Origin of the sequence: Acetobacterium sp. (assembly GCF_039830195.1) — a bacterium.
GTDB lineage: Bacteria > Bacillota > Clostridia > Eubacteriales > Eubacteriaceae > Acetobacterium.
The window spans coordinates 1-23,085 of the sequence record NZ_JBDODG010000009.1; the positions used below are offsets into that span (position 1 = coordinate 1).

Sequence of the window (23,085 nt, forward strand, 5' to 3'; positions counted from 1 at the left end):
CGTAACATCGGAATTACAATGGTTTTAGACGATTATTATGTGCGAAGTTTGAGTTAAGTAATTCTCAAAATAATTATACGAGGAGGACAAATAATGTTAAAAAGAGAAATGGCCCCTTTAACACCACTGGCCTGGAACGAAATTGATGGCAGAGCAGAAGAAGTTCTAAAGAGTCGGTTAACAGCAAGAAAGGCGGTTAGGGTCAACGGACCCAAAGGACTTGATTTTACGAGTCTCTCAGAAGGCCGCCTGGAGCTGATTGATGACCCTGACAGCGCCGTTGCTGCCGGAATCTATCAGGTTCAGCCGCTAATCGAAGCACGGGTTAGCTTTTCCCTGAACCGTTGGGAAATGGATAACCTGACCCGGGGCGCCAAGGACATTGATTTATCGAATCTGGAAGAAGCGGCCAAAAAAATTGCCGAATTTGAAGAAACAGCCGTCTACCGGGGATATGAAGCCGGTAAAATCAAAGGCTTGGACTGTGTTGGTGCCAATAAGAGAATCCCCTTTGGCAAAACGGATGCCAGCATCATGGAAGCCATCTCCAAAGGGATGATCACCCTCCGGGAAAAATTTGAAGCCGGTCCTTTTGTTTTAATTGTTGGCGAAGAAGCCTATAACCGCTTAAACAAAAGCTCCCAGGGCTATCCCCTGATTAAACGGATTGAATCCCTGATTGACGGAAAAATTTTGTTAAGCACCGTTCTTGAAGGCGCTTTTCTAATTCCCTATGATAACAGCAACTTTGAATTAACCATCGGTCAGGATTTTGCCATCGGCTTTGATTCCTATGACCAGGAGAACATTCATTTATTTATCACCGAGAGCTTTACCTTCCGGGTCCTGGATGAAAACATCATTATTTCCTATAGTTTATAAATATAAAATAAAACAGCAGACCATCCCGGCCTGCTGTTTTATTTTGATTGTAACAGCTATTATTGTAAGTAGATTCAGATCTCAAAAAAATCTATTCCAAACTATAACTCAGCGCAAAATCTCCCGGGCGATTTTCTTCGCCGTGAGGGTGTCGGCCAGACCACCTTCCGCCGTTTCTTTTAATGATTTTGGCATGGCATCACCAATCGCTTTCATGGCGCCAATCACCTCATCCACCGGGATGGTGCTCTCAATGCCGGCTAAGGCCATCTCCGCAGCAATCAGAGCATTGGCGGCACCACTGGCATTGCGTTTGACACAGGGCACCTCCACCAGCCCGGCCACCGGATCACAGACCAGTCCCAGTACACTTTTCAGGGCCATCGCACAAGCATGGGCACACATTTGGGGGGAGCCGCCCATTAATTCAACCGCCGCTGCCGCTGCCATTGCTGCGGCACTGCCGCATTCTGCCTGACAGCCGCCTTCCGCTCCAGAAATGCTAGCCTTTCTGGCAATTACCATGCCGAGTCCGGCGGCGGTAAAAAGACTCATCACCACCCGCTCCTCAGACAAATCGTTTTCTTCTTGCAAGGTCAGCAAGACGGCCGGAATAATCCCGCAGGAACCGGCTGTCGGTGCGGCCACAATTCTGCCCATACAGGCGTTCACTTCGGCAATCGCCAGGGCCTTGGCCAGGATTTCACTGAGCACCTTGCCGCTGAGGGATCTGCCCGTATCAGCCGCCCTCTTCATTTTATCGGCATCGCCGCCGCTGAGGCCGCTGGCCGATTTATTCACCGCGGTAAGGCCTTTAGCAGCCGCTTCTGCCATCACCCGAAGGCTTTTCCGCATTTCTTCAATGAGTTCTTCCTGGGATCGTTCCATTTGTCGGGCCTGATCCTCTAACACCAGCTCGGAAATCATTTTCCCCTTTTTTTTCGCCTTTTCTACCAGTTCTTGTATCGAATCATAACTTATCATACTTGCTCCTAATAGATCGGCTTAATTAAGACAGCCTTTTTCACCTTGTTCACCGCTTCGATTAAACTGACCAGTTCACCCTTAACCGCTTGATCGGTTTCGATCACCATCATCGCCTCCCCACCACGATGGGACCGGTACACATTCATCTCGGCAATGTTAATTCCCTGATCCGCCAACAGATTGGTCACCGCCGCAATCATGCCCGGGGTATCGTTATGAGGCACCAGCAAAGTATAGTATTCGCCGTTAAATTTGACATTGATCTCGTTGATCCGGTTGACCACAATTCGCCCGCCACCGACTGACGAGCCCTGGACGATGGTTTTTTTGCCGGTTTGATCAACCGCTGAAATCAGGGCCGTGTTGGGATGAACTTCTTTATTGTGAGACTTCCTGAATTTAAATGCCATGCCCAGCTCCCGGGCCAGCTCAAGACTATCCTTGATCCGCTCATCATCGGGCGCCATCCCGAGCAGCCCGGCAATAATCGCTTTATCGGTGCCGTGGCCCTTATAGGTTTGGGCAAAGGAGCCGTAGAACTCAATGGTCACCGCTGCCGGCTGCCCGCCGGCCACTGCCCGGGCTATTTTTCCGATCCGCACCGCTCCGGCCGTATGGGAAGAGGACGGGCCCACCATAATCGGTCCGATAATATCAAATACATTCATGCCAACCTCAATCTTCAGGCGTCAGCCAGTTTTTAAACACCAATCGCTAGTATTGCGATCCATTTCTCTTATCTTTTTACCCCGGAAATTACTTTTTAAGCGATCACTCCTCTTTATACCTCTTTGGCATATCGTAGTACCGGTTTACGTACCGCCTTGACCTCATCCAACCGTTTCACCATGGTGTCGTGGGGTGCGCTCTTTAATAGCTCCGGACTTGTTTCGGCTTCTCTGGCAATTTGCCGCATCGCTTCAATAAACTCGTCCAGGGTTTCCTTGCTTTCCGTCTCCGTCGGTTCAATCATCAGCGCTTCTTTGACTATCAAGGGGAAATAAATCGTCGGCGGATGATAACCAAAATCAATCAGCCGTTTGGCAATGTCAAGGGCCGAAACCCCAAATTTCATCTGCTTCTGGGCCGAGAAGACGACCTCATGCATACAGGTCTTGCCGAAGGGCAATTCATAATCATCCTGAAGTCTGGCGCGGATATAATTGGCATTGAGCACCGCTGTTTCCGAGGCTTCCCGAAGACCCACAGCCCCCAAGGAGCGGATGTAGGCAAAGGCTTTAACCACTACCCCAAAATTGCCATAGAAAGATTTAACTCGTCCAATTGATAAGGGGCGGTGATGATCCAGAACATACTTATCAGCGGCCTGTTCCACCACCGGTCCCGGCAGGAAGGGCACCAACTCTTTTTTGACCCCCACCGGACCGGAACCCGGGCCGCCGCCGCCATGAGGGGTACTGAAGGTTTTATGCAGATTAAGGTGGACCACATCAAAGCCCATGTCGCCGGGGCGGGTCTTACCCATAATGGCATTCATATTGGCCCCGTCATAATAGAGCAGTCCGCCGGCCTGATGAACAATCTCGGCTATTTCGACAATGTTTTCCTCAAACAAGCCCAGGGTGCTGGGGTTGGTGAGCATCAGCCCGGCAATCTCATCACTCATCGTGGCCTTTAATGACGGGATATCCACGCCGCCAAATTCGTTAGATTTCACTTCGATCACATCAAAACCAACCACTGCCGCCGAAGCCGGATTGGTGCCATGGGATGAATCCGGCACGACGATTTTTTGTCGCTTCGTATCACCGCGGTGCTGATGATAAGCTTTGATAATCATCAGTCCGGCCATTTCGCCATGGGCGCCAGCCGCCGGTTGCAGCGATACCCGCGCCATGCCGGTGATTTCCGCTAGCATATTATCGGTTTGATAAAGGAGTTCCAGCGCGCCCTGAACGGTTTTTTCTGACTGATAGGGGTGAATGCGCGAGAACCCGCTGTATCTGGCCACATCTTCATTGACCTTGGGATTATACTTCATCGTACAGGAACCCAGCGGGTAAAAGCCGGAATCCACGCCGTGATTCATTTTCGACAAAGCAGTAAAGTGCCGAACCGCATCCACCTCGCTGATCTCCGGCAGTTCCGCGGACTGCGCCCGTAAAAATTCGGCCGGAATCACGCTGGTAAGGTCCCTTTCCGGCACATCGCAGGCCGGTAACAGGCTGGTTCTGCGACCTGGAACCGATTTTTCAAAAATCAGTGCTTCGTTCTTAATCACAATGGTTCACCGCCTTTTCTACTAAACTGTCCATTTCTGGTCGGGTCCGTTTTTCGGTCACCGCCAGCAACCAGCCGTTTTTTAGCTCCGGATACGACTGCTCCACAGCATAACCGCCGATAATATGATCCGCGAGCAAAGCATCGTTTAGTACTTCGGTATCACCGGCGCTGGTCACTGTAAACTCCTTGAAAAAGGGAGCTGAAAAAACGGGCGCAAATTTTTCCGATTTGATCAACTGGTCATAAAGGTAATGGGCTTTGTTGAGGCAGAGGGTGGCCACCTCTTTTAACCCCTCCTTGCCGAGCACGGTCATGTAAATGGTCCCCGCCAAAGCATTTAAGGCCTGGTTGGAGCAAATGTTAGAAGTCGCCTTGTCCCGGCGGATATGCTGTTCTCTGGTCTGCAGGGTCAGCACAAAGGCGCGCTTGCCATCGACATCGGTGGTCTGACCAACGACCCGGCCCGGCAACTTCCGCATCAATGCTTTGGAGGTGGCCATGAAACCCAGACCCGGACCGCCAAAACTGATCGGATTACCCAAACACTGGCCATCCCCAACGACAATATCGGCCCCCAGTTCGCCGGGGGATTTAAGGATTGCCAGCGAAATCGGATCGACACTGGCAATCAACAATGCCTTATGCTGGTGCGCTAGTTCGGCAGCCTGGCCGAGATCTTCAATGATGCCGAAAAAATTGGGACTCTGGACAATCACCGCCGCTGTTTGCTCGGAACCCGCCGCCGCCAGCGCGTCCAGATCGATACTGCCATTGTGGTAGCCAATCTCTTTAACCATGATGCCCTTATAGCGGGCATAGGTTTTTAACACTTCCCGGCTCTCGGGATGAACGGTGTTGGCAATCAGCACCTCATTTTTACCGGTATGGCTACAGGCCATGGCGACTGCCTCAGCCAGCGCGGTGGCGCCATCATACATTGAGGCGTTGGCAATGTCCATGCCGGTCAGCTCACAGATCATCGACTGAAACTCGAAGATTGCCTGCAGGTTGCCCTGGCTGATTTCCGGCTGATAGGGGGTATACGCGGTATAAAACTCCTGCCGCGCGATCAGATTCCCCACCGCGCTGGGGATGAAGTGATCATAAGCCCCGGCGCCGAGAAAACAGCTGGTGTCATCAAGATTTATGTTTTTCTGGGATAGCTTTTGCATGTAGCTGGTCAGCTCCAGTTCTGATAAAGCCGGTGGTAATTCCAGATCCCGGCTCAGACGTACCGCTTCCGGAATGTCGGCAAAAAGTTCCTGAATCGAATCGTTACCCATCTCTGAAAGCATGGCTAGTTGTTGCGCTGTGGTATTGGATATGTAGGATGCCACTCTTATTCCCCCTTTATAACGTTGATTTTAGTTTTTCCAGCTGGGCGGCAATCGCTTCGTCGTCAAAACAATAGTTAAGCTTGGTGAAGTTGCCTCTCAGCTTCGTCACCTCTTCTTTGACATCTTTATTTCTTAAGATCACATCGGCCATCAAGCTCGCGGTTTCGGCAAACTCTTGGTCACCAAAACCAAACCGGGTCATTTCCGCCACGCCGATCCGGATGGCCCCCGAAGCGGTAAAGCCCTCTTCTTCCGGGGTGGCCTGATAGTTGATAATGATATTGTTATCTTCCAGTCGATTGGCTACTTCCGGACCACTGCCATAACCAACCCGCACCACCACCTGATGGGTCTCGGTGTAAGAGATCGCCGGATCGCCCGCCACATCCAGGCCGGCATCAGCCAGACATTTGGCAAAATATTTGGCATTATGGATAACATTTTTCTGGTATTCGTCTTTAAAATAGTTCATTTCGTAGCTGGCCATCAGCAGACCCAGCATCGTGCCCAGATGGTGATTGCTGACACTACCGGGGAAAGCCCGGGTTTCGATGGTTTCCCAGAGACCATATTTATAATCATCCTTATCATAATTCCCGGCAATGATGCCCCGCTGCGTCCCAAAGAAGGTTTTGTGGGTGGAACCGGTCACCAGTTCCGCCCCTTCAGCAAAGGGATCCTGGAAATGGTCGCCCACCAGCCCCAGCACATGAGCCATATCATACATAATGATCGAATTCAGTTTCTGATCATCGACGAAGCTTCTGATTTCCCGGACTGGTTCCTTATGCAAAACCATACTCTTGCCAAAGATAATCAGCTCCGGCTGGTATTGGGCGATCACCTTTTTGGTTTCGGCCACATCGATCTTGAAGGGGTTATCCTTTTCCACCGGGAAATTGACCACCGCTGTTTTTTCCGTAATCGGATCAATGGCAATATAGTCGTGAAGGGCCCCCATCGGCTGCGCACTTAAATGGCCGCCTTTGATGATATGATTGTTCATCACATAACCCAGCCGTTTGGCATCGACTTTCCGGTTGACCCGATTTTTATAGTCCATCAGCGCACTGAAGACCGCCACATTGGCCATTTGACCGCTGATCACCCGGGTTTCCACCTCGGCACAATGAAAGTATTTTTTCATTTCTTCCATCAGCAAATATTCAATCTCATCAATAAAGGCCGTCCCCTGATAATAAAACACATCATAATCATAGAAGGATTTTGTTTTTTTATGCTCGGCATAACGAAAAGATGGGTCCATCACCGACAATAATCGCACCGCCGCTGAATGCGACTGTTCCGAAGGAATCAGGTTGATGGTTTGATGCTGTCGCAGAATGGTGTTGTCGAAGCTTCTTTCCAGCAGATTCAGGGCTTTGGTTTGATAGTCCGGAGCGCTGTCAAACTGACGCTCAATTTCGACGCCATAAACGATCGGTCGGGCAAAAGGCGGGGCATCGCTTTTCATATGATAAGGGGCAATCACTGCCGCTACCATCTTGCCGCGGATTTCCACATCGACCAAATCATTTAATTCAACATCCCCATCGATCAGGGCCAGGCCGATGGCCCGCATGGCTTTTTCATCAGTGATTTTGCTGTCCAGCCCGTAGCCCTCGGCCTTTAAATAAGGTACCATGGTTGCACTGGTGATCGTGCCGACTTCCTTGCCAGCTTTAAAGACCTTACAGCCAGCTCGGGCAATGCCCCGGCCGGTAATGGCAATCGGTCTGACAATCCGGGATAATTCCGACAAATCTGAAAGATCCCGTTCCATAATTTTTTTAAACCCCAGATATTGTTGAGCCAGGGCTTCTCGGCCGATATAATCGCCTTTGACCTCAGCAAAACTGACCGCAAACTTGGCCAGCGGGCAAGAAAAAATGGGGATCTCGTTACCGTCATTATCAAGTCCCAGCTCATGGCCATAAAGCGGCAGACCGGCTTCCAGTCTTAAGGTATCCCGGGCTCCCAGGCCGATGGGCATCGCTCCCAGTTCCCGCAGCTTTTCCCAGATTTCATTAGCCTGGGAAACTTTGGCAAACAGTTCAAAGCCCAGCGGTTCGCCGGTATAGCCGGTTCGGGCAATTAATAAGGTCTCACCCTGATAATCAAGAATGCCCAGGGCATTTTTAAGCGGCTCGGTCAGATTCTCGCTGCCGGCAAGTTTTTTAAGCACCGTTTTTGAATCGGGGCCCTGGAGCGAAATCATCGCAATTTCTGCGGATCGGTCAATGATTTTGGCATCAAAAAATTTTATTTCCGTGTTCAGATGATCCCAATCTTTTTCGGCGTTGGCGGCGTTGACCACCAGCAGATATTCATCTTCATAAAAGCGGTATAGATAAGCGTCATCCAATGCCCCGCCGCGACTATTCGGGATCATCGTGTATTGAGCTTGTAGCAGATCAAGGGCCAAGACATTATTGGTTAACACATATTGCAAAAAGGCCGTGGCTTCGGGGCCGGAAACAATAAACCTGCCCATGTGTGATACATCAAAGATTCCCGATTTGATGCGGGTATGGATATGCTCGTCGACGATTCCCGAGGGATACTGGATCGGCATTTCCCAGCCCCCAAAATCCACCAGGGTGGCCCCGGCCTGGACATGATTATCATAAAACAGTGTTCGTTTTAAATCTCCCATATTTTCATCTCCATTTTCTACCCTTAGTCGTTACAGATTGTTTCGTATGCTTTTTCATCCATCAGCTCATCCAGTTCCGCAAGATTGTCCATTTCGACACAAACCATCCAGTTTTCAAAGGCATCGGCATTGACCAGCTCCGGCTCATCAACCAACGCTTCATTTATTTTAACCACTGTCCCGGATACCGGCAAATAAACGTCTGAGGCCGCTTTTACCGATTCGACCACGCCAAAGGTCTCTTCTTTGCCAATTGCATCACCAATCTCCGGCAATTCGATATAAACAATATCGCCCAATGAATGCTGGGCAAAATCGGTTATCCCGATGGTCGCCAGATTGCCTTCAACTTTTACCCACTCATGATCCTTTGAATACTTTAAACCTTCAACAATTTTCATCTCTCTGATCCTCCACTTTTTTAGTTTCTGTAAATTCAATACCTATTCCGAAATTTACCCATTCCGATTTTTAATAAACAAAAAAACAGAAGGCTTACGCCTCCTGCTCTGTTATTAACCTGAGAGATTCTTTCCATTTTGGAAGTTGCCCCTTCGGTGCTACGCTTTCCAGAGTTATGTCCGGTTACGGTCCCCTTTACCTGAGATCATCACTGATATTAGCTAAATATCGGTTTAATCCTTCGGTGCTGCACTTATGCAGACTCTCCCGTATCCATCATCCATTCGCATCTATTTAATTGTGTTTAGTCGACCTGTTTCGTTTCGATATTTCTTAAGTTCATGTGAGTATAACCCTTTTCAGGGGGGCTTGTCAACCACCTTTAGTATTTTCTCGATTTGCGCTATAAATCATCGCGATCAACGATGTTAGCCACCATTAAAAAATCTAATCTGATTTCGCGAATCGTGCTTTTTCTTCGCGAATTTTTCAAACGTCATGTCGCCGTTTTGTTATACTATGAGCGTTATATCTTTAGTAGAATTTTTTCTGCTATGGATCTGACCAAATTCAAGAAATCTGATTCATCACTTAAACATACGAGGAGTAAAAAATGAAAAAAATCTTATCAGTCTTACTGATCTGTTGTGCGCTATTTCCCGTTCATTCGGTTTTGGCAGCATCGGCAGATACCAGTACTTTACCGGTTCTTTCCCGGGGTCATATTCAGGATCTTGGCGATTACCCGGCGGATGGTTCCTGGGTGGAGAGTCCCAAGCTTATTGGCACCGTTGGCCAGAGCAAACGGATTGAAGGCTTTGAATTAAAAGCCGGCGACAATCTGCCAGCGGATCTGGAACTACGCTACAATGTCCATATCCAGAACATCGGCTGGCTCGATGGCGAGGATGATCCCTCAAGCTGGGCTAAAAACGGCGATTATGCCGGAACCCGGGGCGATGGGCTGCGAATTGAAGCGATCAAAATCGTGTTGCTTGATGCCACTGGCAATAAGGCCACCGACTATCATGTGCGCTACCAGGGTCATGTCGAGAATGTGGGCGATCTGCCGACAGACGCATCAAAGTGGTACCTCGACGGCGAACAGCTTGGTACCGTCGGCAGCTCCCTACGCCTGGAAGCATTGAAATTGGAGATTGTCAAAGAGGCAACCGCCACGGTCTATGACAAACCCGGCAGCTATGGCCCCAGCAGCGGCTCGGAGAAAATCAGCCAGGATGTTATCATCACTTCTGATGGTGTGACCCTTCAGAACTTGGTAATTGAGGGCAATCTGACTATTGATGAAGCCGTTGGCGATGGGGATGTTACCCTGAACAACGTCACCGTCACCGGCGCGCTGCAGGTTCGGGGCGGCGGCAAAAACAGTATTCATATCAATGGTGGAAAGTATGCGCAGATTCTGGTTGAACAGGCCCCGGATGGTGGAGTCCGAATTGTGGCCACTGGCATTGACGGGGTTCCGGTTGTTTTAAGTGAAAATGCCGCTGGTGAAACCCTGATTCTGGAAGGTGCTTTCGATTCAGTAACCGTCAATGCGCCGGATGCCGTAATTAAAACCCAGGGCCAGACCAGCATTAAAACCGTTGATGTTGGCGGAGCCGCCGAAAACACGGCGATTGAACTTGGCAGCACCACCACGGTGACAAACCTGACTTTGTCATCCCCAACCAAGGTGACCGGCACCGGTACCGTCAGCAAAGCCGAGATCGCCTCGGACAATGTCAGCTTTGAAAAAGCGCCCCAGGACTATACCGTCGAACCCGATGTGGTCGTTCCACCCGTGATTCCAACCCCAACACCGCAACCGCAACCCGGTGGCGGCAGTGGTGGCTATACGCCACCGGCTAAAATCAACTTGATCGTGGCCACCCCGGCAACTGTGACCACCGCAAAAACCTATGACGGTACAACAACTGCCAATATCACCGGCCAGCCTTCCGTTACCGGCATCGTTGCCAACGATGATGTGCAGGTAGTTGCCACAGCTAGCTATGACAATAAAAATGCCGGCAACAACAAAGACATTACCATCAGCTACAACCTCTCCGGCGCCGCAGCCAGTAAGTACAATCCGCCGGCCGCCACGACCGTAACCGGTGAGATTACGCAAAAACCCCTGAGTAGCGCGACGACAGCGATTACTAAGGAATTTGATGGAACCACAACGCTGAACAGCGACATTACCGAAAACCTTGGGCAGCTTGCCTCAGATACACTGACAATCACCCGGACGGCCACCTATCAGAATAGTAGCGGTAACACCGATGCGATTGAGGTGGGCACTGATAAACCGGTAACCTGCAGCTACACCCTGTCGGGAGCCGATGCCGAAAATTATCTTGCCCCAGCGGACTCCACGGCCACCGGGACGATTACCAAAAAGAACCTGACGGTCTCCGCCGCCAGCCTGAATATCAATAAAAGCAAAACCTATGATGGCACCAACAAGGTGTTTAATACCGAGGGCGACAGTGAAATCACCAAAAAAGTGATCAGTGTGGCAACCGGTGTAGCAGCCGACCCCAATATTAATGTTAAGGCCACCGCAGTCTATGATAATCAAAATGTCGACAGCAACCGGACCATTAGAGTTAGCTATACAATTGACAGTAGCCCTGCTAATAATCGCTACCAGATCGCAGCGACCGAAACAATCGGGGCCAGCATCACCGCACGACAGTTGACGATAACCGCTCCCACCCCAGTGGCTAAAGCTTATGACGGCACCGCCGAAGTCTTTACGGAAGCCAGTAATATCGGGAAAATCTATAATATGCCAATCACACCCGGCAATATTGTCGCTACTGATGCCGGAAAGGTGACGGTCACCGCGACCGCCATCTATGATGGCGGTAAAGACGTCGGCCCCAATAAAAACATTACCATTCACTACACCCTTGCCGGCGAGGCCGCCGGAAATTATCAGCCCCTGTCTGATGATCATAGCAAAACTGCTGATATCACCCCGCTATCGATTGCCACCACTCCCATTGTCAACGATAGTGATAAGATTAAGGAATATGACGGTACCAGCAAGGCCCTCGTAACCGTCAGAGTTACCGATACTAATCAAATACCGATCGTTCAGGACGCACTCACTAACGGGACGCTGGCATTTGATACCACTGCCGTCTATCAAGACAATAACAGCGAAACCAGTAACGTCGGTAGCGGTTATACCATCGCCTATACCTATAAACTCAGCGGCACGACAGCCCACAATTTCAGCTTGTCGGGTGCCGCCTCCGATGGCAGCATTACCGGTACGATCTCCGGCGGCAGTATTACCGCGAAGAAACTAACGGTTTCCGTTGCTGATCTGGGGCTGCAAACCGAGAAAACCTATGATGGCAATGCCAGCACCAATGTGAGCAGCAAAATCATCACGGGCAGCAATGGCCTGACGGGGATCGTTGGCACGGAGAAGGTCACCGCGACGGTATCAAGTTGCTATAGCAGCGTAGATGCCGGCGACCGTAGTATCACCACCAGCTTTACGCTTTCCGGCGATTACAGCGGCGATGACAGCGGCAATTACTGTATCGATTCCCTGAGCAGCAATGGCAAGATCAAGCCAATTCAGTTGACAGTCGACAACACCAAGCTGCCGGCCATTGCGGCGACGCGAAAGTATGACGCCACCACCGATGTTTATCTGACTGACGCAACCAAATTATCAGATTATCCCCTGGCTGCTGATGCCGTCAGCGGCTTAATCAATAGCGAGGCGGTAACGGTCAAAGCCACCGCTAACTATGACAACAAAGATGTCGGTGAAAACATACCGATAACCATCACCTACAGCCTAAGCGAAGAGGCCGCTAAAAACTACCTGGCCCCGGCTCCAGATACCTCAAAAACGGCGGCGATTACAGCCAGAATCTTAGGTTATAGCAATGTCAATCTGGACACAATCAAAAAATATAAGAGCGGTGACAGCAGCGTCACGGTCAATAGAGCTGAAGTTGATCCGACAACTTCTAACGGCATGGACGGTATTGTCCATATTGATGGCAATGCGAATAACTTACTGGAAGATGTGAATCTGGCAACCTACAGCGCTGACTATTACGACGGCGATCAGAAAACTAGTGCCGTGGGCAGCAATTACGACATTAAACTAAGCGGTAGCTTAACCGGCAACCATGCCAGCAATTACCTTATGACCGATCATGCTTATTCAAGTAATGGCCAAATTCTTGATGCCAATGCGATTATTTCCACCCCCTACAATAACACCGCCTGGACTCCGGCCGGCAACCTGACACCACCGGCTGATGTTACCAATTTTAAACTCTTTTATGCCAAACAAAACGGTGCAACGACTTTTTACGGCTATGACGATAATGGAAAAATCTACTCTTCAACGGACTTAAGCAACTGGATAGCCGGTGCTCAGGTTACCTTGGACGACAGCAAACAGTTGATTGGCGTCGATAGTTCCGGTAATCCGATAGCTATTGCCACCACCCCTGACACTGACCAATACACTAACACATCCCACCCGGTTTATTCTTGGAGTGGTAGCAGCTGGTCAAGTAACGATAGCTTAACAAACATCCACCCAAGCAACCCGACTTATTATACCGACGGTACCTCCGAATATCTGATTTATCAGGATGATGGCAATTATGCTTACTCATTAAATCTTATCTCAAATTCCAGCCCAACCCCAATCGATGCTAGCTCAGGCCCAACCCTCCCTGGCGGCTTTACCAACTCCCTGCTGGTCTATAACGGCGGCAGCGACCTGATGCTCTACGCTTACTAAAACTCCTATAGCCTGTTCTGTTGCGGCTTACCCCGACAGCCCCAAAAAACTCAGAGCCCCCTGATTCATCCTGAATCAGGGGGCTCTTTAGCTGCTTTTTTCTGATCATGATGCTTTGTCAGATCACCAATCCACCTTTCTAATCGGCTTTTACCTTAAACCGCAACACCGTTTTTAATTTAGCTGTCTCGGTCCGGCGGGGATCGGACAGATAAATTTCCCGATGGGTTTTATCGCAGCGCACATAGCCATGCTCACTGCAAAAAGCTTCCATCTGGGCAAAACTGGCCGGCTCATCATCATAGCTGCCTAAATGCAGCATCTGACAACAGCTCCCTTCGTCGTAATCCTCAAGGCGGATCTGATCGAGGAAGTCATTGGGCTTTTTCTTTTTGACTTCCGTGATAAAACGGGCGGCCAGTTCAGCGGTCAGAAAATCCGGCTGGCGAATCATCATCGTATAGGAATAATTGCTTTTATCCGCACTGGTTCTGGCCGTGTCGACCAGATCCCAGACCCCTTCCAGCGGAAAAACGGTATAATCGTAATAACCGTCGGGAATGTCCTTACTTTTATAGGACATTTTTACCGCATAACTAAAGCTATACAGCGCTGCCACCACCTCCGCAAACGCTTCGCCATTGGGATCGCCCTGACCATCCAGCATGGCAAAGCGCAGCGGCGGCACCGTAATCAGTGCCGGCTGCTTTTTGGGCAGGTATAAGCTCTTAAACTGCTTTTTATAATCCACTTTCGCCATCGTCTTATTCCCCTTAATTCTTCCCTTTAATTCAATGAAATATAGAGATGGATTTCAGTGTTGGCCATATCCTCTCCCGGTTGATATTCCTCAAAATCACTGCCGAATTTCCGGTCAAGCTTCATCCCCCAAAGCTTCATCCAGAAGTCACCGACGGCCTGCTGAACATCACCATGGACAATAAATTTTGCATACTTGCCCGCGGCAATGGTTGCCATCTCGACCGGCTCTGCTTGTGAAACCCCGGCGGCCACTTCGCAACCCACCATCACATCATAGGCACCATCCATACCATTTTCATAATTGCTGTAAAGACCGATGCACTTATCATTTTCTCGGCCGGCCAGGGCTGCTTCAATCCCATCGCCATAAAAACGCTGCCAAATCGCCCCAATTTTTTCGACCATCTGAGGATCGTCATTACTGGTGCGAATTTTCAGACCTGCCACTTGCTTTTCTGCTAGTTGTACCACTTCATAATTCATTTGTATACCCCTTTTCTCTTATCTTTCTATTATTTTGTTTCTCCATTTGATAAGATCAGTATACGCCTGTTAACCTGACACCTGATGTCATATTAAAGATACTTTTTTAAACTATTCGCCAGTTTTTTCTTAATCGCCTCCCGCAGCCACTGGGGTTCGACTACCTCAACGGTATCCCCATAGGAAAGAATATAGCCTTCCACCCAGCCATCCCCGGGCAAATGGCTCATTACCATAAAAGACCCATCCTGATTTTTGATGATCGCTGCCGGATCAAATTCATCATAAACCCGATAAGCCATGGCCGCATCAATTTTCAGAACCAGCCTGATTGGGGCCGTGCTTATTTCCGGTGCTTCAAAAATAGCCCCCGCAGGCAGGGTGCGGGTAAAGGAATCTGCCTGCAGCTTAAGCTGTCTGATCCGACTGACCTTGAAAAAACGCAGTGCCGCTTTGTCCAGACAAAATCCGTAAACATACCAGGATTGCCCCTTAAACAGCAGCTTTAGCGGTTCAATACAGCGCCCGGTCTTTTTGCCGGCGGCACTGAAGTAGTCAAAAGCGATGCGGTTTTTATTGAGAATGGCACTTTTCAGGTCGTTGAATTTTTCCCGCTCAGCGGCACCGCCACCCCAGTGGGAAAAGTCGACTTCAATCCAGTCGGCATCTTTTTTTTCAAACAGAGTGGCCAGTTTCCGAAGCACCGGATCCAGCTCCGGTCCGTTTAACGCCTGCATCCCCTGGAGCGATGCCAGCAGATTAACCTGTTCCTGCTCGGAAAGCAACGATTTTTTAATCACATAGTTATCCAGCAGCCGGATCCCGCCGCCCTTGCCTTTTTCCGCATAAACGGGAATCCCGGCAGCACTTAAGGCTTCTACATCCCGATAAATGGTGCGCTGAGACACTTCAAAATAGTCGGATAATTCCCGGGCGGTGATCTTTTTCTTTTCAATCAGAAGATAGACCGTTTCCAGCAATCGATTGATCTGCATCTTTACTCACTCACTTTCGTACTTTATAACTTATCTTCGCTTTTTACCTTTTATTCAGATAACCAGACATCATCCCTGGTCTTAACCAACTCTCTCAGTTCATCTGTAAAACCATTGATGGCAAACAAAATAAAGTGGTTATTACGGTTTTCTTTTTTCCAATCAACGACCCGGGCTTTTTCTTCCAGGGCACTTAAAATATTAATGCCCACCTGTCCTTCCCAATATTTACACTCACCAAAGATAATGTCCCGGCCGGTACTATCATAGGCCACGATATCGATTTCCTGATCGTTGTTCCACCACCGACCCACCTGATCAAAAGTGAAAGGCCAGGTTTCTTCGTGATTCATTTTCCACATCGTTTCGATGCAAATATCCTCATAGATGTAACTGACATGTCGATCTTTGAAATTAGCTTTAATTTTTTTCATCGCCAATTCCCGATTTCCCATTTCAATCAAGCTTAAATTGGGATAGATAAAGCGAAACCAGAACAACATAAAATTGTCATTGATCCGATAAAGACCCCGCTTGCTTTTTTCCGGATTCGCTTCAGTAACCGGAACTTCCCGTTTTAAAATATCAAGATCGATTAAGGTTTTCAGGTATTTTGTTAATCCCGTTTGTTTCAGCTCCAGGGCAGCTGCTATTTTAGACAATTTATGATTCCCCGCCGCAATGGCTTTGATGATGGAAAAATAACTGCCCACTTCAGACACTTCATTCTGCAATAAAAAATTGGGTTCGTCATAAAGAAAGCTCTGCTTTGACAAAATATTATGATCGATGGCGGAATAAATATCTCCACTATTATAAAAAAGCTCAATATACTTGGGGACGCCACCGGTTACCGCATAATATTCAATCAGTTCCCTGCGACACTTTTCCGGAAAAAATTTATTATAATACAAAAACGGAATTTGTTTGAGTTTAATTTGTCCGGTTCGTCGTCCATACAACGGGCTGGTATAACTTAAGGTCTGGCTTTCCATCATTGTGATCAATGAGCCGCACAAGATCACCATCACGTCTTCATGCTTTAACAGGGTATCCCAGATTTTTTGAAAAATCGAGGGAAAGGCCGGATTTGATTTACCCAGATATTGAAATTCATCCAGTACCAACAACATTTTGCCGTCACCATTTTTTGACAGCAAAGTCTTAAAGATTATTTCCCAGTTTTCTACGGTTGCCTGCTTCAACAGCTCATTATCGCAAAAATCAGCCACCGCTTCTTTAAATGCGTTACGATTCTGTTGCTCACTTTCTTCCGTCACTAAAAAATAAAGGGCTTTTTTTCTTTTCATAAATTTCGCGGCCAGCTCGGTCTTGCCGATTCGCCGCCGACCATAAAGAATCACCAGCGATGATCCTTCCCGCCGATATTCTTCATCTAAAAATTTCAGTTCATTATCCCGATCAATAAAATCTCTCATAAAAAACACCCCTTTATATTATTATACTTATAATTATAATAATTTCAAGTATAATAATATAAAGGGGTGCTATTTGTCTTAACCTTGTTCTCACGCACTAAAATAAGATCCCTCAAGTGCCAGATCACTAGTAATACATCTACCGTCTCGCAATACTCGCAACCCGGCAGCGGTTTTGTCAATTCATAATAATCTGTTTCAAGTACTTAATAACCATATCCGCAAAGCGGTTGATGTCTTTGATATAGGCAAAGTCCTTGCCGTAGATCAGTTTTTCGGCCATCAGATCCTGTTCTTTGCCGGTAAAAACGCCCAGCACCATAATGCCCTGCTGTCTGGCAAAGCGGACTTCCCGGGCGGTATCGGCAATGGCCACCCGGCCCCGGTAGGCTTCGGTTAAATCATTGACCTGACCTTTACCCACCTTGATATCGTTGGGTCGGCCATCGCTCAGCACGATCAGAATTTTATTATCTTCCCGGCGTTTAATCAAATCTTCGCAGGTGGCCTTGATGGCCAAACCATCACGGTTGTTCCCGGAGCAGTAATATTCAAAGATATTATCATTGGCGGAAAGGGGTGATTCGTAATCCCGGAAGCGTTTGATCACGGTATAATCGAGAAAACTGGAAAAACCCAGAACCCGGTTGGGAATGCCGACCAAAGTCAGGGCATGGGCCAGAATATAGGCCTGAATGGCGACTCTTGACTGATTGCGCCGCTGGGAGCCGCTAGAATCGATCAGGATATCCACTACAAAACTGCCCTTGTTATTATCGATATTCTTGACAAATACCTTATTATTGCTGCTGCGACCAATCCGCCAGAGCTTGCTGGGGATCAGTTGGCCGGCATCAGACGGAATGGCGTCGACAATTTCTTCCTGGACCAGGGTGCGCGAGATGCTTTCTCTGAGTTTATTGATATTACGCTTGAACACCTTGTAGTTGGCCCGAAATACATCAATATTTTTAACCTGATGCCGCTGCACATATTTCTGCTGGAATTCGTTTTTGCTGTCGCTGCGGATCACCCCGTCGGTCATATGAATCCGGCAATTGCCATGTTCTCCTTTACAGACCCGATTCTGGAGTTTTTTGACTTCACTGGTTTCCAGGAAGGAGTTGCCATAATAATAGGCCACTTTTTCATAAATTTTTTCGATGTCTTCTTCCTGGACCCGCAAAACCCGATTATCATTGCTACTGTTGAGATTGGCCATATCACCCTGGGATTCACCCAGCAGGGCTTCGGCAATTTCTTCAATAGAGGCTTCAATATCCTGGTCTTCGGGATCTTCAAATATTTCTTCCAGCATAAAGTCCGAAAAATCACCTCGGATATGGTTTTTGTTGTGACCGGATTCATAGGCATCACCGCATTCACCTTCCACAAACATCGGGAAATACTTGACATAAACATCTTCAATGCCTTTAAGCAATTCGATGGTATCTTCCCGCTTCTGTAAGGCCATTAAGTCATTGGCAATACTCCGGGTTTCGGTGTCCACCATCGGGGTCTTGCCGATTTTTTCAAGAATCATGGCGTGGCGCACCTTTTCCAGCAGATCACTGGTGTGCAGTTTGTAATAATTGCTGAGAATATCGTCGTAGGCATTTTTGCGGATATCATAAACCCCTGGCCGTTCGGCAATAATCTTTTCTTCCACCACCACATCGCTGCCCATGGCAATTAAACTTAATAGAATATCTTTATTAAAACCGGCCCGATGTCGGCTGATGACGTATTTTTTGACCGAGGGCCAGTTGATGTATTTTCGCCGTCCGCCGGCGGTGACGGCGTGATAAAGGGCAACATTTTTAGAAATAAAGCTCTTTTCACCACTGTCCATATTTTCGTCATAATCGCCGGAAATGGTCCACATCAGATTGGCAACCCGATTGTCAAATTCATAGTCTTCATAAATCCATTTGGCATCCTTCAAAGCGTTTTCCTCCCTTCTCTGGATTTTAGAGTTTTAGTTGCTGGTAAAAACATCAGATGCTTCCCAGCTTTCACGGATCCGGGTTTTGATCACATCCAGGACAATTTCCTTTTCAAACTGGTCAAAGGTTTTGCCAATAACGCCCATATCCACGGCCAGCATCGGTTTGAGGCCCCGGCGAATGGTTTTCAGGCTACCGATAATCCCCCGCAGATCCACCGATTTAGTTGAAATTTCAGAGTTCTTGGATTTTTCCTGGAGATCCAGAAAGATTCCGGCAAACTGTGGCAGAATTTCGGGATTGGCATCCGGAAAATATTCTTTTAAAATAATCATCAGGGTGTCTTCTTCAATCTGCGGAATATCAATGGTCATAAAACGGGATACCAGGGCTTCGTTAAGCTCTTTGGTGCCGGCGTATTCATAGTTCATCGTGCCGATAAAACGAGTGGCATCATGGAGCTTGATTTTTTCGTAGCCCGGCACATCGATAACTTTCCGGTAATCCAGCGCCGAGTGGAGCACCACCAGGGCATCATTTTTGGCCATATTGATTTCGTCAAAAACCCCAAAGCCGCCGTTGATGGCGCACTCATACACGGATCCCCGGCGCAGCCGGACCTCATTATCAATAAAGGTATCGGTGCCAATCAGGCTGGAACTGTCGGTGTTGACATGGAAAGAAGTATTCCACTGGGGCCGGTTAAAAAGCTCGCAGATATTATCGGCGAGGACATTTTTCCCGGTGGCCTTGGGACCGGAGAGTAAAATGTTCTCACCCTCTAAAATAGCGGTGATACACATCGACCAGATATCCTTGCCATAAAAAACGGTTTCGGTACTGGGAACCCGATCCTGAAGGCTCGCTTCCAGTTTATAAAAATGTTTGAAATATTTTATATCGTCAAGAAGTTTCTCGCTGATTCCCTGTTTTAATAATTCCTGTGTTAATCTCATAAGTTTTTCCTTTCGCTAATGCTCTGCACTCATTCTGAAACTGTTTATTTAGAATGGTTTGAATATAACACAAAACCCAGCGGAATGGTTAGAAAAAATGCAAAACCACAAAAATTTATCCCTTTTTAAGCCTTCTGGCTTAAATAACAAAATCCTATAAAATATCAGTCTCATCGCAAATTTGACCGAAAAATGCACCCAACATCTGAGATTAATGAAAATCAGACAAGAAAGGTGCACATGACATAAATATGGGCAATCAACCTTATCGCAGATTAACTTGTCATTGCATTAAAATGGAAAAAACCTACAAGCGGAAGAGTAATTACGCTTATGATCAGTGGTGCAACTCTTATATCCTTAAAGTAGTCTTCTTCATGACCATACATCTTCCACAAACTCCTTTTCCAAATAACACAATTTTCACTGTAAGTGCTCAATTCGCTCTTTGATGCTGATAATCTCATCAATCAGATGCTGACTGCAATCAAATGGTGAGATACCATGACGATCTGCATCAATGACTTCCGAATTGAAATGAATCAGACCCAACAGCTCCTCCTCGGCTATTTTTGAACGGATAAACGCTTCATCCTTCTCATCCCGAATTTTATTGGCAATCACGCCGACCCGCGGCACTCCTAAATCTTTAGCCAGTCGCTTGACATTGCGATAGGTCTGAATACTTCGGGCACCCGGCTCAATGACCACAATAAACTGATCCATGCCCTGGGTTGTTCCTCTGCCTAAATGCTCGAGACCGGCTTCCATATCCAAAATAGCTACCTCGTCTCTGTATAAAATCAGGTTGCTGATCAGTTGTTTCAAAATGACATTCTCCGGACAAATGCATCCACCACCGGCTGTTTCAACCGTTCCCAAAACCAGCAATTTAACACCCTCGTGCTCACGACTGTAAATTTCCGGAATATCATCAACCCGGGGATTGATTTTAAAAAACGTGTTCTGCGCGGTTACTCCAGTCCGTTCAGCAATCATTTTTTTCATTGCGGTGATCGGCACAATGGCATCCGCTTCTGCTTCGGTAAAGCCTAATGCCAATGCCAAATTTGCATCGGGATCAGCATCGGCCGCAATCACTCGTTTTCCCTCTTTTGCATACAAACGCGCCAACGTTGCGGCAATCGTTGTTTTTCCTACTCCACCTTTACCGGTTACGGCTATTTTCATGCTATTCTCCCCATTTTTCCATAATCGCAATCAGATCATTCTGGTAATCACCAAGAAATTCTTCAAGTTTTCCAATATTTTTCACATTGCTTTCAACCCCACACTGATCATCCCTAAATTCCCAGACATGGTAGTTGACACCCAGGTATTCAAAATCAATACTCCCCAGTTCAGCAACATCGGTGAAGCGATAGGGCCAGCCTTTTGATTCAATAAACTGTTTTATTCGATCAAGCGCCATGTTGTCCTCTGACAATTTCTGATAGACCTAAGCCTTCACCAATCACATGATCACAGCTGGCACATTTTTCTATTCCGATCGTTTTTCCATCCCGGACAAATAATTCAATATACTCATCGCATTCGGGGCAAGCAATTTCTTTTAAAACAAAATTATTGCGTGCCTCATGGCATCCTGCTAAGATACTCATTTTTCAACTCCTTTATAATTGCAGATTATCGGCAATTTGCTTCAGTGCAGCACGAACTGGTGAATCATCAGGTAATTTAACAATTGGTTTGCCATCACAGTCATACTGATAAACTTGCTGGTCTTGTGGAACAACACCCAAAAGTGGCAATTCCTGAATTTGAACCTCTTCCAGCGTCCCGGGATCAAGTTTTCCTGCTGGTGCCCGATTGATAATCAGACCAATTTTCGTTGGCTGAACCTTTAATTCGCTAATCAGCCGGGAAATTCTTCCGGCTGCCTGTACACCCCGTCGGGAACAGTCACTGACCAGAATCACCGTATCTATTTTTGGCAATAATCCCCGGCTGATATGTTCCATCCCGGCTTCATTATCCACAACAATAAAAGGGTAATTCGTCTGAAGTCGTTGAATCTGTGTTTGAACAATCCCATTGACAAAACAGTAGCATCCTTGCCCCTGTGAACGTCCCATCACCATCAGATCATAATCTTTTTCTTCAGTAATTGCGTCGTTCATCCGCATTTCCATATAAGTGGCCTTGGTGATTCCTTCCGGAATCTCATAGCTTGGATCGACGCCAGCCCGCTCGATGATTTCGCGAAGTTCACCCATCGTTGGACCCGCCTCGATACCAAGCACCTCATTCAAATTTGAATTGGCATCAGCATCCACTGCTAACACCGGCACCTTTCCGGTATCACACAGATACTGAATCAGTAAACCACATAGCGTTGTTTTACCAACCCCACCTTTACCGGCTAATGCGATAATATGTCCCATTTTCTCTCCTCCTCAAATCAACACACTGTAACTTTATGAACATTACGTTGATTTTTCTTTCTGAATTCATTATAATAACGGGAGAGTAATTGTTCAATCATCAGTTTTTTCGATTTGTTTTGTTTATCAACAGATTGATGAATCTGTCTATTTCAGGAGAAAAAATGAGAAATCAAGAAGTAAAAAAGAACGACCGACGCACCCAATACACCCGAAAAGTAATTAAGGAAGCTTTTTTAAATGAACTGACACAAAAAAAATTTGGCAAGATCAGCGTTACCGGGATCTGCCAAATCTGTGAAATTAATCGGGGAACTTTTTACCTCCATTATTATGATTTGGATGATGTGTTAGATGACGTATTAAACGATGCGTTAGCCGATACCTCCGATGTTCTTGATCAGGTCTTGTGTCCGGACAAAATGAACTGTACCTATCCCTTTTGCGAAAAAATGCAATCCAACCAGGAATTCCGGCCACTTTTTTTTGATGAGATCGCAGCCTCGCGACTCATTGGTAAAATGTCGAATTTAGCCAAGGAAGATTTTGTGATCCGACTCATGCAAAGCAGTATTCTAACCTATGAACAGGCCGAAGCCATCTTTTATTTTCAGATCAATGGCTGTCTGACCATCAACCAAATGATGTTTAAAAACCATTGTACCGACTGGAAAAAAATTCAGCAGACCATCGATGGCTTTCTTCGTGCTGGTATCCAGGCTTTTCTTGATACTGAACGGACATGAATTGCGCCCGCCGGTAACGCTTAATTCCAGATAAATAAAAAAGCTCTGAG

At 47.4% G+C, this 23,085-nt stretch carries 19 protein-coding genes and 1 riboswitch; of the genes, 3 read left to right on the forward strand and 16 right to left on the reverse strand.

All coding sequences use genetic code 11. The features are described from left to right. Window positions 1-93: 93 nt before the first annotated feature. Window positions 94-882, forward strand: a complete 789-nt coding sequence (locus ABGU93_RS03095) for a family 1 encapsulin nanocompartment shell protein (RefSeq protein WP_347412047.1) — start codon at window positions 94-96, stop codon at window positions 880-882. A 108-nt stretch (window positions 883-990) separates the two neighbouring features. Here ABGU93_RS03095 and sdaAA read toward each other — a convergent pair whose 3' ends face one another. The 6 genes from sdaAA to gcvH all read right to left on the reverse strand — a co-directional run bounded on the left by sdaAA (window position 991) and on the right by gcvH (window position 8,507). Then, window positions 991-1,866 (reverse strand): L-serine ammonia-lyase, iron-sulfur-dependent, subunit alpha, encoded by an 876-nt coding sequence (sdaAA, locus tag ABGU93_RS03100; protein WP_347412048.1) that lies wholly within the window; start codon window positions 1,864-1,866, stop codon window positions 991-993. An 8-nt stretch (window positions 1,867-1,874) separates the two neighbouring features. Continuing rightward, entirely contained in the window at window positions 1,875-2,537 is a 663-nt protein-coding gene (sdaAB, locus tag ABGU93_RS03105) for an L-serine ammonia-lyase, iron-sulfur-dependent subunit beta (RefSeq protein ID WP_347412049.1), read from the reverse strand. A 113-nt stretch (window positions 2,538-2,650) separates the two neighbouring features. Beyond that, window positions 2,651-4,111, reverse strand: coding sequence for an aminomethyl-transferring glycine dehydrogenase subunit GcvPB (gcvPB, locus tag ABGU93_RS03110; RefSeq protein ID WP_347412050.1), 1,461 nt, complete (start codon window positions 4,109-4,111; stop codon window positions 2,651-2,653). Further along, a complete protein-coding gene (gene gcvPA / locus ABGU93_RS03115) occupies window positions 4,104-5,450 on the reverse strand; it encodes an aminomethyl-transferring glycine dehydrogenase subunit GcvPA (protein ID WP_347412051.1) in 1,347 nt (448 codons plus the stop codon). Before gcvPA ends, gcvPB begins: the two co-directional genes overlap by 8 nt. A 13-nt stretch (window positions 5,451-5,463) precedes the next feature. Further along, window positions 5,464-8,106, reverse strand: a complete 2,643-nt coding sequence (gene gcvT, locus ABGU93_RS03120; RefSeq protein ID WP_347412052.1) for a glycine cleavage system aminomethyltransferase GcvT — start codon at window positions 8,104-8,106, stop codon at window positions 5,464-5,466. A gap of 23 nt (window positions 8,107-8,129) precedes the next feature. Beyond that, complete coding sequence (gcvH, locus tag ABGU93_RS03125) at window positions 8,130-8,507, reverse strand: glycine cleavage system protein GcvH (RefSeq protein WP_347412053.1); 378 nt, start codon at window positions 8,505-8,507, stop codon at window positions 8,130-8,132. Window positions 8,508-8,684: 177 nt separating this feature from the next. Continuing rightward, window positions 8,685-8,788, reverse strand: a riboswitch (glycine riboswitch). A gap of 333 nt (window positions 8,789-9,121) precedes the next feature. Between gcvH and ABGU93_RS03130 the strand changes: the two genes are divergently transcribed. After that, entirely contained in the window at window positions 9,122-13,303 is a 4,182-nt protein-coding gene (locus tag ABGU93_RS03130) for a YDG domain-containing protein (protein WP_347412054.1), read from the forward strand. 139 nt (window positions 13,304-13,442) lie between these two features. Here ABGU93_RS03130 and ABGU93_RS03135 read toward each other — a convergent pair whose 3' ends face one another. The 10 genes from ABGU93_RS03135 to ABGU93_RS03180 form a co-directional block, all read right to left on the reverse strand. After that, the gene (locus tag ABGU93_RS03135; RefSeq protein WP_347412055.1) at window positions 13,443-14,063 is read right to left on the reverse strand and encodes a GyrI-like domain-containing protein; all 621 of its coding nucleotides are present in this window, start codon (window positions 14,061-14,063) and stop codon (window positions 13,443-13,445) included. Between the two features lie 26 nt (window positions 14,064-14,089). Continuing rightward, on the reverse strand, window positions 14,090-14,548 hold the full coding sequence (locus ABGU93_RS03140) for a GyrI-like domain-containing protein (protein ID WP_347412056.1): 459 nt from the start codon (window positions 14,546-14,548) through the stop codon (window positions 14,090-14,092). Window positions 14,549-14,640: 92 nt separating this feature from the next. Then, on the reverse strand, window positions 14,641-15,543 hold the full coding sequence (locus ABGU93_RS03145; RefSeq protein WP_347412057.1) for a YafY family protein: 903 nt from the start codon (window positions 15,541-15,543) through the stop codon (window positions 14,641-14,643). A 50-nt stretch (window positions 15,544-15,593) separates the two neighbouring features. Continuing rightward, window positions 15,594-16,982, reverse strand: a complete 1,389-nt coding sequence (locus ABGU93_RS03150; RefSeq protein WP_347412058.1) for an ATP-binding protein — start codon at window positions 16,980-16,982, stop codon at window positions 15,594-15,596. A gap of 178 nt (window positions 16,983-17,160) precedes the next feature. Further along, complete coding sequence (locus tag ABGU93_RS03155) at window positions 17,161-18,927, reverse strand: nitric oxide reductase activation-like protein (RefSeq protein WP_347412059.1); 1,767 nt, start codon at window positions 18,925-18,927, stop codon at window positions 17,161-17,163. A 33-nt stretch (window positions 18,928-18,960) separates the two neighbouring features. Further along, the gene (locus ABGU93_RS03160) at window positions 18,961-19,884 is read right to left on the reverse strand and encodes a MoxR family ATPase (protein WP_347412060.1); all 924 of its coding nucleotides are present in this window, start codon (window positions 19,882-19,884) and stop codon (window positions 18,961-18,963) included. 423 nt (window positions 19,885-20,307) lie between these two features. After that, a complete protein-coding gene (locus ABGU93_RS03165) occupies window positions 20,308-21,075 on the reverse strand; it encodes an AAA family ATPase (protein WP_347412061.1) in 768 nt (255 codons plus the stop codon). A 1-nt stretch (window position 21,076) separates the two neighbouring features. Next, on the reverse strand, window positions 21,077-21,316 hold the full coding sequence (locus tag ABGU93_RS03170) for a hypothetical protein (RefSeq protein ID WP_347412062.1): 240 nt from the start codon (window positions 21,314-21,316) through the stop codon (window positions 21,077-21,079). Next, window positions 21,306-21,506, reverse strand: coding sequence for a hypothetical protein (locus tag ABGU93_RS03175; protein WP_347412063.1), 201 nt, complete (start codon window positions 21,504-21,506; stop codon window positions 21,306-21,308). The genes ABGU93_RS03170 and ABGU93_RS03175 overlap by 11 nt, the downstream gene beginning before the upstream one ends. Before the next feature lie 12 nt (window positions 21,507-21,518). Beyond that, window positions 21,519-22,289, reverse strand: coding sequence for an AAA family ATPase (locus tag ABGU93_RS03180; RefSeq protein ID WP_347412064.1), 771 nt, complete (start codon window positions 22,287-22,289; stop codon window positions 21,519-21,521). Between the two features lie 164 nt (window positions 22,290-22,453). Here ABGU93_RS03180 and ABGU93_RS03185 point away from each other — a divergent pair, with 164 nt between their 5' ends. Further along, window positions 22,454-23,035, forward strand: coding sequence for a TetR/AcrR family transcriptional regulator (locus ABGU93_RS03185; RefSeq protein WP_347412065.1), 582 nt, complete (start codon window positions 22,454-22,456; stop codon window positions 23,033-23,035). The last annotated feature ends 50 nt before the right edge of the window (window positions 23,036-23,085 follow it).

Excerpts from the sequence above, each read along its gene's own strand:
- ABGU93_RS03095 (WP_347412047.1), top strand. The coding sequence starts at position 94 with ATGTTAAAAAGAGAAATGGCCCCTTTAACACCACTGGCCTGGAACGAA.
- sdaAA (WP_347412048.1), bottom strand. The coding sequence starts at position 1,866 with ATGATAAGTTATGATTCGATACAAGAACTGGTAGAAAAGGCGAAAAAA.
- sdaAB (WP_347412049.1), bottom strand. The coding sequence starts at position 2,537 with ATGAATGTATTTGATATTATCGGACCGATTATGGTGGGCCCGTCCTCT.
- gcvT (WP_347412052.1), bottom strand. The coding sequence starts at position 8,106 with ATGGGAGATTTAAAACGAACACTGTTTTATGATAATCATGTCCAGGCC.
- gcvH (WP_347412053.1), bottom strand. The coding sequence starts at position 8,507 with ATGAAAATTGTTGAAGGTTTAAAGTATTCAAAGGATCATGAGTGGGTA.
- ABGU93_RS03130 (WP_347412054.1), top strand. The coding sequence starts at position 9,122 with ATGAAAAAAATCTTATCAGTCTTACTGATCTGTTGTGCGCTATTTCCC.
- ABGU93_RS03135 (WP_347412055.1), bottom strand. The coding sequence starts at position 14,063 with ATGGCGAAAGTGGATTATAAAAAGCAGTTTAAGAGCTTATACCTGCCC.
- ABGU93_RS03140 (WP_347412056.1), bottom strand. The coding sequence starts at position 14,548 with ATGAATTATGAAGTGGTACAACTAGCAGAAAAGCAAGTGGCAGGTCTG.
- ABGU93_RS03145 (WP_347412057.1), bottom strand. The coding sequence starts at position 15,543 with ATGCAGATCAATCGATTGCTGGAAACGGTCTATCTTCTGATTGAAAAG.
- ABGU93_RS03150 (WP_347412058.1), bottom strand. The coding sequence starts at position 16,982 with ATGAGAGATTTTATTGATCGGGATAATGAACTGAAATTTTTAGATGAA.
- ABGU93_RS03160 (WP_347412060.1), bottom strand. The coding sequence starts at position 19,884 with ATGAGATTAACACAGGAATTATTAAAACAGGGAATCAGCGAGAAACTT.
- ABGU93_RS03165 (WP_347412061.1), bottom strand. The coding sequence starts at position 21,075 with ATGAAAATAGCCGTAACCGGTAAAGGTGGAGTAGGAAAAACAACGATT.
- ABGU93_RS03170 (WP_347412062.1), bottom strand. The coding sequence starts at position 21,316 with ATGGCGCTTGATCGAATAAAACAGTTTATTGAATCAAAAGGCTGGCCC.
- ABGU93_RS03175 (WP_347412063.1), bottom strand. The coding sequence starts at position 21,506 with ATGAGTATCTTAGCAGGATGCCATGAGGCACGCAATAATTTTGTTTTA.
- ABGU93_RS03180 (WP_347412064.1), bottom strand. The coding sequence starts at position 22,289 with ATGGGACATATTATCGCATTAGCCGGTAAAGGTGGGGTTGGTAAAACA.
- ABGU93_RS03185 (WP_347412065.1), top strand. The coding sequence starts at position 22,454 with ATGAGAAATCAAGAAGTAAAAAAGAACGACCGACGCACCCAATACACC.